This is a genomic window from Trinickia symbiotica (assembly GCF_003028655.1).
Classification (GTDB): Bacteria; Pseudomonadota; Gammaproteobacteria; order Burkholderiales; family Burkholderiaceae; genus Trinickia; species Trinickia symbiotica_A.
This window is the reverse complement of the sequence record NZ_PYUC01000009.1, coordinates 219529-237326: the sequence shown is the minus strand read 5'-3', so window position 1 is coordinate 237326 and position 17798 is coordinate 219529. Positions and strand designations below refer to the sequence as shown.

13 protein-coding genes are annotated in these 17798 nt (G+C 64.6%); 9 read left to right on the top strand and 4 right to left on the bottom strand.

The window, feature by feature from the left end; translation table 11 throughout:
• Positions 1-1128, bottom strand: a complete 1128-nt coding sequence (gene mnmH, locus C9I57_RS19485; protein ID WP_107152358.1) for a tRNA 2-selenouridine(34) synthase MnmH — start codon at positions 1126-1128, stop codon at positions 1-3.
• Positions 1129-1327: 199 nt separating this feature from the next.
• On the opposite strand from mnmH, the gene C9I57_RS19480 reads away from it, so the two are divergent.
• Both C9I57_RS19480 and C9I57_RS19475 read left to right on the top strand, forming a co-directional pair.
• Positions 1328-2383: an aldo/keto reductase gene (locus C9I57_RS19480; RefSeq protein WP_107152265.1), complete on the top strand. Its 1056-nt coding sequence runs from the start codon at positions 1328-1330 to the stop codon at positions 2381-2383.
• A gap of 132 nt (positions 2384-2515) precedes the next feature.
• A complete protein-coding gene (locus tag C9I57_RS19475; RefSeq protein WP_107152264.1) occupies positions 2516-3241 on the top strand; it encodes a pirin family protein in 726 nt (241 codons plus the stop codon).
• 23 nt (positions 3242-3264) lie between these two features.
• Here the strand turns inward: C9I57_RS19475 and C9I57_RS19470 are convergent, their stop codons facing one another.
• Positions 3265-3972, bottom strand: coding sequence for a FadR/GntR family transcriptional regulator (locus C9I57_RS19470; RefSeq protein ID WP_107152263.1), 708 nt, complete (start codon positions 3970-3972; stop codon positions 3265-3267).
• Between the two features lie 327 nt (positions 3973-4299).
• Between C9I57_RS19470 and C9I57_RS19465 the strand changes: the two genes are divergently transcribed.
• The 7 genes from C9I57_RS19465 to C9I57_RS19435 all read left to right on the top strand — a co-directional run bounded on the left by C9I57_RS19465 (position 4300) and on the right by C9I57_RS19435 (position 14759).
• Entirely contained in the window at positions 4300-5322 is a 1023-nt protein-coding gene (locus C9I57_RS19465; RefSeq protein WP_107152262.1) for a zinc-binding alcohol dehydrogenase family protein, read from the top strand.
• Positions 5323-5408: 86 nt separating this feature from the next.
• Positions 5409-6539, top strand: coding sequence for a D-mannonate oxidoreductase (locus C9I57_RS19460; RefSeq protein WP_107152261.1), 1131 nt, complete (start codon positions 5409-5411; stop codon positions 6537-6539).
• A gap of 82 nt (positions 6540-6621) precedes the next feature.
• Complete coding sequence (locus C9I57_RS19455) at positions 6622-7923, top strand: MFS transporter (protein ID WP_107152260.1); 1302 nt, start codon at positions 6622-6624, stop codon at positions 7921-7923.
• Positions 7924-7956: 33 nt separating this feature from the next.
• Positions 7957-9516: a UxaA family hydrolase gene (locus C9I57_RS19450; RefSeq protein WP_107152259.1), complete on the top strand. Its 1560-nt coding sequence runs from the start codon at positions 7957-7959 to the stop codon at positions 9514-9516.
• A gap of 111 nt (positions 9517-9627) precedes the next feature.
• On the top strand, positions 9628-10674 hold the full coding sequence (gene uxuA, locus C9I57_RS19445) for a mannonate dehydratase (RefSeq protein WP_107152258.1): 1047 nt from the start codon (positions 9628-9630) through the stop codon (positions 10672-10674).
• 78 nt (positions 10675-10752) lie between these two features.
• Complete coding sequence (locus tag C9I57_RS19440) at positions 10753-12498, top strand: VRR-NUC domain-containing protein (protein ID WP_107152257.1); 1746 nt, start codon at positions 10753-10755, stop codon at positions 12496-12498.
• Positions 12495-14759 carry an ATP-dependent DNA helicase gene (locus C9I57_RS19435; protein ID WP_107152256.1) on the top strand — a complete coding sequence of 755 codons (2265 nt, stop codon included), beginning with the start codon at positions 12495-12497 and terminating at the stop codon, positions 14757-14759. The genes C9I57_RS19440 and C9I57_RS19435 overlap by 4 nt, the downstream gene beginning before the upstream one ends.
• A 13-nt stretch (positions 14760-14772) precedes the next feature.
• On the opposite strand, the gene C9I57_RS19430 is transcribed toward C9I57_RS19435, so the two are convergent.
• Together C9I57_RS19430 and C9I57_RS19420 are read right to left on the bottom strand one after the other, a co-directional pair.
• Positions 14773-15900, bottom strand: a complete 1128-nt coding sequence (locus C9I57_RS19430) for a VIT1/CCC1 transporter family protein (protein ID WP_107152255.1) — start codon at positions 15898-15900, stop codon at positions 14773-14775.
• Between the two features lie 368 nt (positions 15901-16268).
• Positions 16269-17681, bottom strand: a complete 1413-nt coding sequence (locus C9I57_RS19420) for a YeiH family protein (protein ID WP_258187730.1) — start codon at positions 17679-17681, stop codon at positions 16269-16271.
• Between the last annotated feature and the right edge of the window lie 117 nt (positions 17682-17798).

The window sequence follows — 17798 nt, the reverse complement described above, 5'->3', positions numbered from 1 at the left end:
TTATGTACCGGCCGTCAGATGCCGCTCGGCCTCGCCGCGCTCGGCGCACTTGCCAGACTTGCCGCCGGGCTCCGTTTCGTTACTCTGATGAATCAGCACCGCGAGCCGCCGCGCCTCGCCGACTCGGTCTTCGGCACAGGGATCGAAAGCGAACCGCAAGGCATGCTCCGTGTCGCCGAACGATCGCAAGCTGCTGGCCGCATAGGCCGGATCATAATGCCGCTCGACGAGCTCGGCAAAGAGCGCTTCGCGCTCGCCCGCATCGATCAAGGCGTGCCAACGCTCGACCGTTTGCCGGCTATGAAGGCCGATCAACCGTTCGAGTTGATCTTTGAAGTACTGCGGCTTATCGAACAGATGGCCGTAATCCTCGAGCAGGAATTTCACGCGCGTTTCGAGCGGCGCGACGACGCGCACGCGACGGCCGGCGCGAAATGCGTCGAGCAGCGTCGTGGGCAGGCTGATCCGGCCGATTCGGCGGCTTTCGGCTTCGATGAAGACGGGGCGCTCAGGCACGAATTTGGAAAGCTCCGCGGCGAGCGCGGTGTCGAACGCCTTTTGCGTGGGCTGCTCGGCGTCCGGCAACGCACCGAGCAGCGATCCTCGATGCCGCGCAAGCCCCTCGAGGTCGAGCACCTGCTCGCCCGCCGCGGCAAGGGCGTGCAGGAGCCGCGTCTTGCCGGTGCCCGTATGGCCCGTCAGCGCGATATACGTCAGCTGCGGCGGCACACGCTCGAGCAGATCGAGCACCCAACGGCGGTAGGCGCGGTAACCGCCCTCGAGCTGGCGAGCCTGCCAGCCGATCATGTTGAACCAGGTCGTCATCGAGCCTGAGCGCTTGCCGCCGCGCCAGCAGTAGATGAGCGGCCGCCAGGTACGCGGGCGGTCGGCGAAGAGCGTGTCGAGATGGTGCGCGATGTTGCGTGCGACCATCGCGGCGCCGAGCCTCGTCGCCTCGAATGGCGATTGCTTGTAGAGCGTGCCGACGATCACGCGTTCTTCGTTGGACAGGACGGGCGCGTTGATCGCACCGGGGACGTGATCCTCGGCGAACTCGAGCGGCGTGCGAACGTCGATGACCTCGTCGAACGAAGCAAGCTCATCGACGGGAACAGCATTGTTTTTCACAAAGCATGAGCGCCGCGGCGCGGAAACGACGATGCCTCTGGCCGGCGGCGGAAAGAGACGCGATTTGCCATTATCGCACGCGCGAACCCGACGTCGATTTCGATCGGACGCGATAATGCCTCCTCGATCCGGCGCACGCTTGGCACGCCTTTCGGTTCGCAAGCTTCGCGCCGTCCACTTCCAACGGAGGAGCGTTTTCATGGAATACCGTCAACTTGGCCGCTCGGGCCTCATGGTGTCGACCATTACGCTGGGCACGATGACGATGGGCGGCAAGGGCAAATTCGCGAGCGTTGGCCGCGTGGGCCTCGACGAGGCGCGTCGCCAGATCGACCTATGCATCGATGCGGGCGTCAACCTCATCGACACGGCCGACGTCTACTCCGACGGCGCGTCCGAAGAAATCGTCGGCGAGGCGCTCGGCGGCAAGCGCAAAGGCGGCGTGCTGATCGCGACGAAGGCACGCTTTCCGATGGGCGCCGGTCCCAACGATCGCGGCGTGTCGCGGCACCACCTGATCCAGGCCTGCGAAGCGAGTCTCAGGCGGCTGAAGACTGATGTCATCGATCTCTATCAGATCCACGAGTGGGACGGCATCACACCCATCGAAGAAACGCTCGGCGCGCTCGATCTCCTGGTGCGTCAAGGCAAGGTACGTTACGTCGGCTGCTCGAACTACTCCGGCTGGCACATCATGAAGGCGCTCGGGTTCAGCGAGCGCGACCGGCTGCCCCGCTTCGTCAGCCAGCAGATTCACTACACGCTCGAGGCGCGCGAAGCCGAGTACGAGTTGGTGCCGATCTCGCTCGATCAAGGCCTCGGCATTCTCGTCTGGAGCCCGCTCGCGGGCGGCCTGCTGTCGGGCAAGCATCGGCGCGGCGTCACCCCCGAAGGGACGCGTCAGCTCGCGGGCTGGACGGAGCCGCCGATTCGCGACGAAGAGCGGCTTTGGTCGATCGTCGACGTGCTCGTCGATATCGCCGGCGCGCGCAACGTATCGGCGGCACAGGTTGCGCTCGCATGGACGCTCGGCCGACCCGCCGTGGCCTCCGTGATCATCGGCGGGCGCAACGAAGCGCAGTTGCGCGACAACCTCGGCGCCGCGGACTTGAAGCTGACGGCCGAAGAAAGAGCCCGGCTCGACAAGGTCAGCGTTCCTGCGCTGCTTTACCCCTATTGGCACCAGGTGCAGACGGCCAGCGATCGTCTCGGGCCAGCCGACCGGTCTCTGCTTGCGCCGTTCATCGAAAGCTAGATTGTCGTCCGCAACGAGACAGTGATTCGCATGGGTGATGGATTTCAAATTCGTTAGGCGCCCTAAACTTCGGAGCGTGGTGAACGGCAACGTATCGTTCGTTGCCGCGGAACACCGATTCTGGAGATCGACATGCTTGAAATCCGCCGCGCAGACGAGCGCGGACGCGCCGAACACGGCTGGCTCAGCTCCCGCCACTCGTTCTCGTTCGCCAATTACTACGACCCGAAGCAGATGGGCTTCTCCGACCTGCTCGTCATCAACGACGATCGCGTCATGCCCGGCCGGGGCTTCGGCAAGCACCCGCACCGGGACGTCGAGATCTTTTCGTACGTGCTCGAAGGCGCGCTCGAACACAAGGACTCGATGGGCACCGGTTCGGTGATCCGGCCTGGCGACATCCAGTTGATGAGCGCGGGTACGGGCGTCGCGCACAGTGAGTTCAACCCGTCGAGCACGGAGCCGGTCCACTTTCTGCAGATCTGGATCGCCACTGCGGCGAAAGGCGCGACGCCGCGCTACCAGCAGCGGACGTTCTCCGATTCGGAAAAGCGTGGCCTGCTTCGTCTCGTGATCTCACCGGAAGGCGGCGACGACGCGCTGCAGATCCGGCAGGATGCACGTGTCTACGCCGGCCTTTTCGACGGCGACGAGCAAGCTCGCCTCGATCTGGAAGCAGACCGGTTCGCCTACGTTCACGTCGCGCGCGGCAGCATCAGCGTGAACGGCACCGTGCTGTCGGAAGGCGACGGCGTCCGCGTGCGCGCCGAGCGGAGCCTGACGCTCACGGACGGGCATGACGCGGAAGTGCTCGTGTTCGACCTGCGCGACATCGAAGTCTCCGACTTCTGGGCGTAGACGCGCGAAGCGATGAGAGGCGCTTAGTTCTGCTTACGAAGCGGCATGACGCGATCGAGCGATGCCTTCAGATGCCGTTGCATCGCGGCCTGGGCCTGGATCGCGTCGTGCGCTTCGAGCGCCTCGAGAATCTCCTTGTGCTCGTCGAGCGCCGCCTGCCAGGTCGTCTCGTTCTCGAAGTGATCGCGCAGCTTCGCGGAGAGCGGGCTATGGCGCTCATCGAACAGCGAGCCGACGGTGCGTTCGAGCAGGTCGTTGCCCGTCATTTGCGCAATCGCGACGTGAAACGCCCGATCCAGGGCCGTCGGCTGCTGCCCCGCCTCGACTTCGCGCACCATCTTGTCGTAGAGCGTGCGCAGCGCCTTCAGCGCTTTCGGTTTCGCGAACGGCGCGACGCATGCCGCAACCGCGCCTTCAATGACGACGCGCGCTCCCATGATGTCGACCAGGCTCTCGCCGAGCTCCGCTTCGGGCCGCACGGCATCGCGAACCGCGCTCGGCGTCGCGCATGCATAGACGCCGGACCCCATGCGGATCTCGACGCGCCCCTCGAGCTCGAGCGCGACGAGGGCTTCGCGCACCGACGGCCGCGATACGCCGAGTTGCTCGGCCAGCACGCGCTCGGACGGCAGCCGCCCGTTCTGCGTGAAGCCGGGCTGCTCCATCAATGCGCGCAGCTTGTCGGCAATTTGTAGGTAAAGACGCCGTGTTTCGGCGGGTTTGATGGCCACGTAACGGTTCCTGCTTGTCGGCAAACCATTGATCGACGATCGGCAAGCCTTTCCGGCTGCCTCGCGACGGGCGATTGTAAATCGAACCGATCGTCGCGCAAATGCGACGCCCGCGCGCGATCGAAGCTGTCCCCCATGACTCGCCACCGGCGACCTCGGGTAAAACTGGCTTGACCAGCTCTGTCAGTTTCGATATTTTCGCAACTGGTAAGGCCAGAAGCAACAGCGAGGCAACGTCGTTCACGACGACTTCATCGCTCGCGCACGCTCAACCCGCATCGCGCCGCCGCGCGACGCATTCCGCTCCCAGAGAATCTCCGACCGTCGATGAAAACCGTCATCTGCGAAGAACCCGGCAAACTCGCCGTCGCCGACCAGCCCATCCCGCAACCCGGCCCGGACGACGTCCTGATCCGCGTCAAGCGAATCGGCGTATGCGGCACCGACCTCCACATCTTCACCGGCAACCAGCCCTATCTCGCCTATCCGCGCGTGATGGGGCATGAGCTCGCCGGCATCGTCGAATCGGGGCCGGCTGGCGCTCGCGTGCAAGCCGGCGACCAGGTCTATGTGATGCCGTATCTGTCCTGCGGCCGTTGCGTCGCCTGCCGGGCCGGCAAGACCAATTGCTGCACGAACATCCGCGTGCTCGGCGTGCACACGGACGGCGGCATGACGGAGTACCTTGCCGTGCCGCAAGCGTTCGTCTTCAAGGCCGATGGCGTCACGCTCGATCAGGCGGCCATGCTCGAGTTTCTCGCGATCGGCGCGCATGCCGTCGCCCGCGCCGACGTGAAAGCGAACGAGCGCGTGCTCGTGGTCGGCGCCGGTCCGATCGGCATGGCGGCCACGATCTTCGCCAAGCTGCGCGGAGCGCGCGTCTACGTGCTCGACGGCCGCGCCGACCGTCTTGCCGCGTGCACGACGGCGCTCGGCGCGGACGGCACCGTCGAGCTGGATACGAGTGAAGCCGGCGCCGACAAAGCGCGCCTCGCCGAGTTGACCGACGCGGAATTCTTCGAAGTCGTCTTCGATGCGACCGGCAACGCGAAAGCGATGGAGCGCGGCCTCGAATTCGTCGCGCACGGCGGCAGGTACGTGCTGATTTCGATCGTGAATAGCCGGATCTCGTTCTCGGACCCGGAGTTTCACAAGCGCGAAACGACGTTGCTCGCGAGCCGCAATGCGACAGTGGCCGACTTTGAAACGGTGCTCGCCGCGATGCGCGCCGGCAAAATCCCGACCGATGCGCTCAACACGCACAAGCTGTCGCTCGCGGAATTGCCGTCCGAGTTTCCGAAGCTGCTCGATCCGAGCGCGGGCGTCATCAAAGCGCTCGTTGCCTGCTGAGGCCGCACAACGCCCACGCTTGCCCTACTCGCTACGCTGGCCGTGGCGCCTCGCCCCGGCCGGTAACGGGACATCACTGAACGATCATGAGCAACCCGATTCTCCAATTCGGCACGAGTCGATTCCTGCAGGCCCATGCCGACCTGTTCGTTTCCGAGGCGCTCGACGCGGGTCGCGCGCTGGGGAGCATCACCGTCGTCCAAACTACGACGAACCCCGAAAGCCGCGCACGCATTGAAGCGTTGCGCGCGCATGGACGTTATCCCGTGCGAATTCGCGGCTTGCGCCACGAAGCGGTTGTCGACGCGACGGTCGATTGTCATGCGGTCAGCGAAGCGCTCGACGCCAACAGCGAGTGGCCGCTGGTGCTGGAACGATTCGTTCACGATGCACGCGTCGTGATCTCGAATACGAGCGATAGCGGCTATGTTCTATTCGACGAAGACACGCCCGCACTGCTCGAACCTGGCGCTGCGCCGCCGCGCGGCTTCGCCGCCAAGCTCGTCGTCCTGCTCCACGCCCGCTTCCGGGCTGGCGGCGAGCCGCTGACCGTATTGCCTTGCGAGCTCGTCTCGAACAACGGCGATACGCTGCGCACGCTCGTCGCCGGGATTGCGCGCGTGTGGGCAATCGATCCGGCGTTTCTGAGCTACATCGAAGAGCGCTGTGTATGGGTGAACTCGCTCGTGGACCGTATTGTCTCCGAGCCGATACGGCCGATCGGCGCGATCGCCGAGCCGTATGCGCTGTGGGCCATCGAGCGCCGCCCTGGCATGGTGCTGCCCTGCGAGCACGAGGCCATGATCGTGACCGACGATCTTTCGCACTACGAACGGCTGAAATTGCTGCTGTTGAATCTCGGCCACACCTATCTCGCCGAGCGCTGGCAGACCGATCGCCGCCCAGCCGACGAAAACACGCTGCACGCCATGCGCGATCCCGCCCTACGGGCTGACCTCGAGTCGCTGTGGCGCGACGAAGTTCTGCCGGTCTTCGATGCACTCGGCAAAGCAACCGCCGCTCGCGACTATCTCGACGAAGTCCGCGAGCGTTTCGAAAACCCGTTTCTCGATCATCGGCTAGCCGATATCGCGCGCAATCACGACGAGAAGAAGCGTCGCCGCTTTCAGCCCGTCATCGATCTGGCGCGCGAGCTCGGATTGAAGATCGAGCAGCCCCGCCTGCATGCGGCGCTTCGCGTGGCCATGCCCACGTGACGCGGTTGCAGGTTCATTTACGAGGCATCGCGGCGAGCCGCCGGTTTCGCATGACAGATGCCCTACTCAAGGAGACTATCAGATGAGAAAGATGCGTTGGGTCGTTGTTTTTCTATGCTTTCTCGCAATCGCCGTCAATTACATCGATCGCGCCAATCTCGCGGTCGCGGCCCCCCAGATCGAAAAGGCGCTCGGCATCGGTCCGGCGCAAATGGGCCTCATTCTGAGCGGGTTCTTCTGGACCTACGCCTTCATGCAGATGCCGTTCGGCTGGTTCGTCGATCGCGTCGGCGCGCGCATCGCGCTGCCGCTCGCGGTCGGCTGGTGGTCGCTTTTCACGGCCGCGACGGCGGGCGTGTCGAGCGTGGCGTCGATGTTCGGCTGCCGGCTGCTGCTCGGCGTCGGCGAAGCCGGCGCCTATCCCTCGTGCGCCAAGCTCGTGAGCCAGTGGTTCAAGCCTCACGAGCGCGCGCTCGCGACCAGCATCTTCGATAGTGGTTCGCGAGTCGGCTCGGCACTGTCGATCCCCGTCGTCGCCCTCATTATCGGCACGTTCGGATGGAAAGCCGCCTTCGTCATCACCGGTTTGCTCGGCGCCGTCTGGATCGTGGGCTGGCTCATCATCTATCGCGGCCCGGCGCACGGTGACATGACAGGCGAGCGCGACGTCGTTCACGTGCCGCGCGCGGCCGGCGACAGCGACGGCGACGAAGCGAACAACGTGACGTGGGCGTCGCTCTTTCGCCATCGCACCCTCTGGGGCATGATGCTGGGCTTCTTCTGCCTGAACTTCGTCATTTACTTCTTCATCACCTGGTTTCCGACCTATCTCGTGCAGACGCGCGGCTTTTCGCTGAAGTCGCTCGGCACGCTCGGCATGATTCCCGCGCTGACCGCGATCCCGGGCGGCTGGATCGGCGGGCTCGTCTCCGATGCGCTCTATCGCCGCGGTCTCTCGCTGACTGCCTCGCGCAAGATCTGCATGGTGGGCGGCATGCTGATGTCGTCGGTCATCACGTTGTCGGCATTCACCTCGAATGTCTATCTGATGCTGGCGTTCTTCGGCATTTCCTACGGCAGTCTCGCCTTCGCCGCCGCAAGCATCTGGTCGCTGCCGGGCGACGTCGCGCCTACGCTGCGTCACGTCGCTTCCATCGGCGGCATCCAGAACTTCGCATCGAATCTGGCCGGCATCGTCATCACGACGTTCACCGGCTTCATGGTCGCCATGACGAAGGGCTCGTTCACGATTCCGCTCGTCGTCGCGGGTGGCTTCTGCTTTCTCGGCGCGTTCAGCTATCTCGTGATCGTCGGCCGCATCGAGCCGCTCTCGCTCGAGCGCGAGCGCCGCGAGATGCCGACCGGCGCAAGGACGCCGATCTGATCGTTCGTTTCACCCTGTTTGACAAGGCCCGATATGTTGACTCCAGCTCCCACCCAGGCACCGGCCGCGCACGCTGTCATCCGCCTTCATCCGAACGACGACGTCGTCATCGCCACGCGTCAACTCGTCTCGGGGACCCGCATCGATGCCGAGGATCTCGTGGTCACGGGCCTCGTTCCGCCCGGGCACAAGATCGCGACGCGGGCGATCGCCAAAGGCGAGCCCGTGAAGCGCTACAACCAGATCATCGGCGTCGCCCTCGAGGACATCGCGCGCGGCCAGCACGTGCACGTTCACAACCTCGGCATGGCCGAGTTCGAGCGCGAGCACGCGTTCGGGATCGATACGCATCCGACAGAGTACGTCGCCGACCCGGCCACCTTCATGGGCATCAGGCGAGCGGACGGCCGCGTCGCCACGCGCAATTACATCGGCGTGCTGACGAGCGTGAACTGTTCGGCCACAGTCGCGCGCGCCATCGCCGATTATTTCCGGCGCGACGTCCATCCCGAAGCGCTGGCGGAGTTCCCCAACGTCGACGGCGTCGTCGCGCTAACGCATGGTCTCGGCTGCGGCATCGACATGCAAGGCGAAGGCATCGCGATCCTGCGCCGCACGCTGGCCGGCTACGCGGTCCACGCGAACTTCGCTTCCGTGCTATTCGTCGGCCTCGGCTGCGAGACCAACCAGATCGGCGGCGTACTCGAATCGGGCGGGCTGACCGAGTCCGACATGCGTTTGCGCACGTTCACGATTCAGGACAGCGGCGGCACGCGCAAGACGATCGAGCGCGGCATTGCGATGGTCCGCGAAATGCTGCCCGAAGCGAATCGCGTTAAACGAGAGCCGGTGCCGGCCTCGCATCTCGTCGTGGGGCTTCAGTGCGGTGGGTCCGACGGCTATTCGGGCATTTCGGCCAACCCGGCGCTCGGCGCGGCCGTCGATCGCCTGGTCCGGCACGGCGGGACCGCCATTCTTTCGGAGACGCCCGAAGTCTATGGCGCCGAGCATCTGTTGACGCGTCGCGCCGTGAGTCCCGAAGTCGGCGAGAATCTGCTCGCACGAATCGGCTGGTGGCAAGACTATTGCGCGCGCAACGGCGCGGCGATGGACAACAACCCTTCGGCCGGCAACAAGGTGGGCGGCCTCACGACGATCCTCGAAAAATCGCTCGGCGCCGTGGCGAAAGGCGGAACGACGAATCTCGTCGCGGTCTACGAGTATGCGCAGCGGATCGACGCGAAGGGGTTCGTGTTCATGGATTCGCCCGGCTACGACCCGGTATCGGCGACGGGCCAGGTCGCGTCGGGCGCCAATCTGATCTGCTTCACGACGGGCCGGGGCTCCGCATACGGCTGCGCGCCGTCGCCGTCGCTGAAGCTCGCGACGAATACGGCGCTCTGGGAGCGTCAGCAAGACGACATGGACATCAACTGCGGCGGCGTGATCGACGGCACCGCGACCATCAACGAGCTCGGCGAGGCGATCTTCCGCATGATGCTCGACTGCGCCTCCGGCACGCGCTCGAAGAGCGAGTTGCATGGATACGGCCAAAGCGAGTTCGTACCCTGGCAGGTAGGCGTCATTACCTAAGTGCTGCGCAACGCTTGACGCGGCGACGCAAGCCCGGCCCCGGTCGCGTTGTCGCATCGTCGCGCACTCGGCACGCATTTGCCGGTCAATAGATAGGATACCGAACGAATCATGAAGATGACCTTCCGCTGGTATGGCGACAACGATCCGATCCCGCTCGCCTATATTCGCCAGATTCCGGGCATGCACGGGATCGTGTCGGCGATCTACGACGTGCCCGTCGGCGATGTCTGGCCGCTCGATAAGATCCGCGCGCTGAAGGAAAAAGTGGAGTCGCACGGGCTCAAGCTCGAAGTGATCGAAAGCGTGCCTGTGCATGAGGACATCAAGCTCGGCAAGCCCACGCGCGATGCGTTGATCGCGAACTACGGGCAGACCCTGCGCAACCTCGCCGCGTGCGAGGTGAAGGTCGTCTGCTACAACTTCATGCCCGTCTTCGACTGGACTCGCACGTCGCTCGAAATGCGGCTGCCCGACGGCTCGACGACGCTCGCGTTCGATGCCGACGCAATCGAAGCGCTCGACCTCTCGAAAGGCATCGCGCTGCCCGGCTGGGATACCAGCTATCGTCCCGACGAGTTGAAAGCGCTGCTGCACGAGTACGAAACGCTCGACGAATCGGGGCTCTGGGCCAACCTCGAGTACTTCTTGCGTGCCATCGTTCCTATCGCCAAAGACTGCGGCATTCGGATGGCAATGCACCCCGACGATCCGCCGCGTCCGATCTTCGGCCTCCCTCGCATCGTGAAGAATCGTGACGACCTCGAGCGCCTGCTTTCGATCGTCGACGATCCCGCGAACGGACTGACGCTCTGCTCGGGTTCGCTCGGCGCCGACCCGCGCAACGATATTCCCGCGCTCGTGCGCGAGTTTGGCGCGCGCGGCCGCATCCATTTCGCCCACTTGAGGAACGTGCGAACCAATGCGGAGGGCGACTTTTACGAGACTTCGCATCGCTCAGCCGACGGGTCGCTCGATATGGCCGAGATCGTCAAGGCTTACTTCGAAGTCGGGTTCGAGGGCTATGCCAGACCCGACCACGGCCGGATGATCTGGGGCGAGACGGGGCGAGCGGGCTACGGCCTTTTTGATCGAGCGCTCGGCGCCGTTTATTTGAACGGGCTGTGGGAAGGATTGGAAAAGGCGGGCGGCGCTTGATCTGCGCGGTGGCCGTCGCGTCCGCGCGGAGGACTTTGCTATTATGCCTGTACAAATATACAGGTTGCCGTTCCGCCCGTGCTTACCGACGTTCCGTCCCCGCTCTATTACCTGCATAACTTCGAACGCGCGCTCGCGTGGCTCGCGCAACGCTACGACGACCTGCTCGACGCGACCGAGCACGCCTTTCTTGCCGAATTCCCTCGCCTTCCGCTCAACTCGCGCGCGCTGCTCGTGCGCATGCTGATGCGCAAGGGCATGATCTTTCGCACAAGCCGCCTGACGTACGAAGAAGTCGGTTGCCCGGTCGCAGCCGCCGCTCCGCTCGCGGTGCTCGGCTGGGTCGATCCCGATCCGCCGCTGACGATCGACGCGCTCTTCGCACTGTCAACGCGTTCCGAGCTGCAGCGGATTTTCAGTGACGCGGACATCTCGAAGTCGGCGCGCAAGTCGGAGTGGCTCGATCTTCTACGCGCGAGGCACACGGACGCGCGGCGTCTCGTTGATTGGGATGCCGACACGCCGGATCAGATTCTCCATGTCGCCATCGCACCGCTTGCCGATCGGCTGAAGCTCCTGTTCTTCGGCAATCTGCATCAAGACTGGTCCGAGTTCGTGCTGGCGGATCTCGGTGTCTACCAATACGAGACAGTATCGATCGCCCCTTCGGCGCGAGCGTTTCGGCAACGGGCCGACGTCGAGGCCTGGCTCGCTCTGCATGCCTGCCGAGAAGCGCTCGATGCCGCCGAAGAAGTCGATTCGCTCGAGTCCGTCTTTGCGGCGACGAGATCGATCGAGATCGACAATGCGTGGCTGGAGACGCGTCGAGCAAAACTGCTATTTGGCATCGGCCAATGCGCGGAACGACGGCATCAATGGGATCTCGCGCTGACGGTCTACGAGCGTTGCACCTGGCCGGGCGCTCGCCAGCGCCGCATGCGCGTGCTCGAACGTTGCGATCGGTTCGGCGATGCATTGGCGCTCGCCTCGGAGGCTGAGCTCGCTCCGGAAAACGAAGCCGAGAGCCAGCGCGTCGCGAGACTGCTGCCGAGGCTGCGGCGTCGCTTGCAACTTCCGGCCTTGCGCGTCGAGCGCGCCTGCGTCATTCCACGCGATCTCCTCACGCTCTCGCGCCCCGAGGAACCGTTCGCCGTCGAATATGCAGTCCGCGATCACCTCGACACGCCGTCCGCCCCTGTCTACTACGTCGAAAACACGCTCATCAACTCGCTCTTTGGACTGCTTTGCTGGGAAGCCGTATTCGCGCCGGTCTCCGGCGCCTTCTTCCACCCATTCCAGCGTGGTCCTGCCGATCTGCACGCCCCTGACTTCCATGCACGCCGTGCGACCGAGTTCGCTCGCTGCCTGGCGCAACTCGATAGCGGCACCTATCGCACGACGATCGTCGATCATTTCGAGCGCAAGGCTGGGCTGCAATCGCCGTTCGTCTTCTGGGGCATCCTCACCCGTGAGCTCCTAGAAATGGCGCTCGACTGCCTGCCGGCCGCGCATCTGAGGCTGTGGTTCAAGCGGCTGCTCGAAGACATTCGCGAAAACCGCTCCGGCCTGCCCGACCTTGTCCGGTTCTGGCCTGACGAACGACGCTATGAGCTGGTCGAAGTGAAAGGTCCCGGCGATAGACTGCAAGACAATCAAACGCGCTGGCTTGAATACTGTGTGCTTCACGGCATGCCCGTGCGCGTCGTCGATGTGCGCTGGGACGACGGCGAGGAGACCGGAGAAATCGAAGCGTCGTGCGCAACCTCGACCGCTGAAGCGACGCACTCCTCTGCCACCGATAGCACGGCGGGAGCATCGGCATGAGCTACGTCGTCGCCGTCCGCATGCTGTGCGAGTTCACGGCCAAGCGCGGCGATCTCGATCTGCGCTTCACACCCGCTCCCACCGCGCTGGAAGGAATCGAGGGGCATGCGGTGGTCAGCGCACGGCGTGGGCCTCGCTACGAGTCCGAAATTTCCTTGACCGGCACGCATCGAGAACTGACCGTGCGCGGCAGAGCGGACGGTTATGACCCGGCCGACAATCGACTCGAGGAGATCAAAACGTACCGCGGCGATCTCGACGCGATGCCGGACAATCACCGTGCGCTGCACTGGGCACAAGCGCTCGTCTACGGGCACTTGTTGTGCCAAGCGCGCGAACTGTCGGAGCTGCATGTCGCCCTGGTCTACTTCGATGTCTCGACGCGCAAGGAAACGGCGCTCACTCGAACATACCATGCAGCCGAACTCGAAACGTTCTTCGTCGAGCAATGCGAGCGATTCCTCGACTGGGCCGCGCAAGAGCAAGCCCACGCTCAAGCGCGCAACGCGGCCTTGAGCACCCTTGCCTTTCCGTATCAGACGTTCCGAACGGGCCAACGCGAGCTTGCCGTGGCCGTCTACCGTGCCGCGCGCGACGGCAGGACGCTGATGGCGCAAGCGCCGACCGGCATCGGCAAAACGCTTGCGACGCTCTTCCCCGCACTGAAGGCCTGCGGGGAAGACCGCGTCGAACGCATCTTCTTTCTCACGGCCAAGACGCCGGGCCGTGCGCTTGCGCTCGAGGCGATCGATGCGCTTGGCGCGGAAACAGGCGGGCTGCCGCTTCGTACGCTCGAACTCACCGCACGCGACAAGGCGTGCGAGCACCCGGACAAAGCCTGTCACGGCGAATCGTGTCCGCTTGCGCGCGGCTTTTATGACCGTCTCGGCGCGGCTCGCCGCGCGGCGCTCGCCACGCGGCGCCTCGATCGGGCGGCGGTGCGCGAAATCGCACTCGCGCACAAGGTGTGCCCCTACTACCTCGCGCAGGAATTGGTGCGGTGGAGCGATGTCGTCATCGGCGACTACAACTATTACTACGACAGCAGCGCATTGCTGCATGCGCTGGCGCGGCTAAATCAATGGCGCATCGCCGTGCTCGTCGACGAAGCACACAATCTGCTCGAGCGCGCGCGCAAGATGTACACAGCCTCGCTCGATCAAAGCGCCTTGCGCAAAGCGATCAAAGCGGCGCCCGCGGGTTTGAAGAGATCGCTCCAACGACTGCAGCGAGAATGGAACGCGCTCGCTCGTACGCAAGGCACCGCCTACCAGGTCTACGACGAGATACCGAAGACGCTGCTCAACACCGCGCAGAAGTTCATCGGCCTGGTCAGCGAGCAACTCGGAGAAACATCGGCCCAGATCGAAGAGCCGCTGCTGCAATTCTTCTTCGATACAACGCATTTCGTCGCACTCGCGGAGCAGTTCGACAATCATTCTCTGTTCGATGCGACATCGGTCGAGCACATTGCGCGTGGCCGCGCACGAAGGACCTCGACGCTATGCGTGCGCAACGTCGTTCCAGCTCCATTCCTCGCCGCTCGGCACGCCACGGCGCATTCGACGGTCCTGTTCTCGGGCACGCTCAACCCGCAACACTTCTACCGCGACATGCTCGGCTTGCCCGACACGACGGCATGGCTCGACATCGAAGGCCCGTTCCGATCCGAGCAGCTCACCGTGCAAGTAGCAGGCCATGTGTCGACGCGCTGGCGAGACCGCGAGCGATCGCTCGAGCCGATCGCCGATCTGATTGCCGAGCAATATGCGGCTCGCCCCGGAAACTATTTAGGTTTCCTCAGCAGCTTCGACTATCTCGATCGCCTCTGCACGCTGATTCGCACGCGGCATCCGCATCTGCCGATATGCAAACAAGCGCCAGGCATGGATGAGGCAGCGCGCGACGCGTTCCTCGCGCGCTTTCGCGCGACGGATTCGTGCATCGGCCTTGCCGTGCTGGGCGGGGCGTTTTCGGAAGGTATCGATCTCGTCGGCGAGCGGTTGATCGGCGCGTTCATCGCCACGTTGGGCCTTCCGCAGGTCAACGAGATCAACGAGCAGATGCGGCTTGCAATGGAAGCCCGCTTCGGCAGCGGCTATGACTATGCCTATCTTTATCCGGGACTGCAAAAGGTCGTTCAGGCCGCAGGGCGGGTAGTCCGGAGCGAAAACGATGTAGGCGTGCTCCATCTGATCGACGATCGCTACCGCCGTCCCGAAGTACGGCGGTTGCTGCCTCGCTGGTGGCGATTGCCGTGAGCCGCGATACGGGTTAGGACACCGAAACGCCGAGCAGGCGGCCTATCCCGAACGTGAACGCCGCGGCGACGAGGCCGATCACGACCTGTCTGATCGCGGAAAATGCCGCGCTGCGTCCGTTGAAAAGCGACGTGAAGACGCCGATGGCCGCGAGCGCGGCGGCGCTGAGGACGATACATTGGGCGATCGCACTCACGCCCGACGCCCAAAGAAACGGCATCGCCGGGAAAATCGCGCCGGTCGCGAAGAGGACGAACGATACGGCACCCGCGGACCACGGATTGCCGCCCAGCTCCGCCGGGTCGAGGCCCAACTCCTCACGCGTCAGCGTATCGAGCGCCTTGTCCTTGTCGCGCATCAGCTGGGCCGCCACGCGCTTCGCAGTGGCCATGTCGAGCCCTTTCGCGCGAAAGATGAGCACGAGTTCGTGCTCCTCGGTATCGGGCGAGATCTTCAGCTCGTCGGCTTCCTTCGCGATCTGCGTTCGAGCAAGCTCGCGAGCGTTCGTCACCGACAGCCACTCGCCGAGCGCCATCGAGCATGCGCCCGCGATGAGCCCGGCCAAGGCCGTGAGCACGATCGCGCGGTTGCCTGTTCCGGCGCCGGCGACGCCCATCACGAGACAGAAGTTCGAGACGAGGCCGTCGTTCGCGCCGAGCACGGCCGCGCGCAGGTCGTTTCCCGACGAGACGCCTTTGTGCCAAGACTCGGCCGCCGCGATACGGGCACCCTGCGTCGTCCCGCCGCTCTGGCCGTGCGCGAGCTCCTGAACGATCCCCGCGTGAAGGCGCTCCTCGGCCGAGAGTTGACCGGCATCGGGCTGATCGGCGTATTTGTCGCGATCCGCATATTCCGCCGCCGCGAGCGTCGGCAAGACAAAGCGCGGGCCGAATGCGCGAACGAGCATCTGCATCAAGCGAGTTTTCAGCGCGAGGCCTGAATGCGGCCGTACCACGCCGCTCGCCCTCAGCTTATCGGCCCAGATCTGCGCATGTTGTCGTTCGGCTGCCGCGAGCTCGCGGTAGACGTCCTTGCGCACCGTATCGCGCTCCGCGTTGGCGAGCGTTTCGTAGAGCGCTGCGCTGTGCAGTTCGTCCGACAAGTTCGCCTTGTAGCGCCTTACTTCGTGCTTCGAAGCCATCTCCCGCTCCCCGTTCGCCGATCAGCGACCGCATGTGCCGTCGTGCCGCAAGCGGCATGCTCGCCGACTCGATGGTAGCGCTTGCCACCTGCGGGTGAGCGGAGAACGGAAACAGCCGGGTCAATCGATGGCTGCCGACGAACGACTGATGAAGGATCGACATCCGTCGCGCGGCGATGTCAGCCGGTCATGCCGTCGACACAAGCGCGTATCGGCCGCACTGGCGCCGAACGCTGAACCGAGCGACGCGAGCCCCGGAATGGCGGTTTCGAGCGACGAACGCACGCTCGACCAATGGCCGCACGCGGCGCAGCGCACGCGAGGGTCGTCCTGCGTCGCCGAGCCGGCGTGATGCTTCGATACCGCTGTCATTTCGCGAGCCGCTCCCAGTAAGGGGCGAACAGATGAGCGGAAAGCAAATAACCGACGACGACGTTCACGACGACACCGGCCGCGAATACAGCCAACGGCTTTTTGCCCGTTGCCGCGAGACTCGAAAATCTCGTCGTGAGCCCGATGCTGAGGAAGCAAAGCGTAAAGGCCCAGATACGGAGCGTCGTGATCGGCGCGACGAGCGCGGGCGTGACGATCGCACGATAGTCGCCGATCGAGTAATGGCTGGCGACCCACGTGACGAATGCCGATGCGACGACGAAGCCGATGACGAACTTCGGGAAGCGCGCCCAGATTTCGCCTGCGCCGGTCCGCGTACGAATGCCGTCGGCAGCATCCTGCCAGCGGCTCGTCGCGACGATCGCGAGCACGAAGGCCCAGATGCCGATCCAGATATCGCGGCCGATCACTTTCATCAGTGTGAACGCTTGGACGGACGCCTCGGGCGATCCCGCAATCGCGCCGCCCGCGTGACGCGCGATATCGCCGTACGCCTGCGCGGCAGCGATTCCCGCGGCGTCCGCGAACTCGGACGTGCCGATCCACGCGCCCGCCACGCCAGTGGGCAGGCCGAGCGCTCGCGAGGCGAACGGCAGCACGAAGACCATCACGATCGCCCAGACGACGACGAGCGTGATCGCGACCGAAGCCTGCTCCCGTTTGGCGCGCACGGCGCCGGCAACGGCGATCGAAGCCGAAACGCCGCATACGGCGCCGCCGACACCGAGCACGGCGGCGAAGCGCGGCTCGAGTCCTGCCCAGCGCGCGACGATGAAGATCGTGAAGAACGTGACGAGCGAAACGATCGTCGCCTGGCCGAGCGCAACGGGTCCGGCCCAGACGAGCAGCGTAAAGGGCAGCGTCGCGCCGAGCAGAACGATGCCGACCTTGATGAAGAGCTCGACGCGCAGCGCCGGCTTCAGCCATTCCGGCACGCCGAACACGTTAGAGACGACGAGGCCGAGCGCCAACGCCACGAGCGGCGGCTCGAGGTTGTAGCGCACGGCGATCGTCCAGGCCCCGAAGGTGAAGACGAGCGCCGACACGGTGAAGAGCACGACGAAAGCGCGGACGAATTGGAGCGCGGAGCCGCCTTGCGCGGCGATACTCACGCCGAAGAGCACGGCAAACGCCGCCCAAAGCGCGAGGTAAGAAACGATGTGCGAACCCAGGTCGCCGGCGGCGCCGGACCATGCGCTCCATTTCGCCGGCGCCACGGCGATCGACTTGATGCTGCCGCCGGCCGCGAAGAAGGCATAAGCGATCACCACGACGCCGAGGCCGATCCAGACGGCCCACCAGTCTTCCGTCGCAAACAAACCGCTCGGCCTGGCCGACCGTTCCCCAGGCGCATGCCCGGGACGCGCACTCTCTTGAATTTGCGTCATCGCTCTCCCCGAAGGCGCGGCATGGTGCCGCTTTCTCGCCGCGTTCTCGCCTTGCGCGCTCATGACGCGGCCCACTGACTGCATGGCGAGAATTCTGGGCGCGGCGCGCCTCGAGGC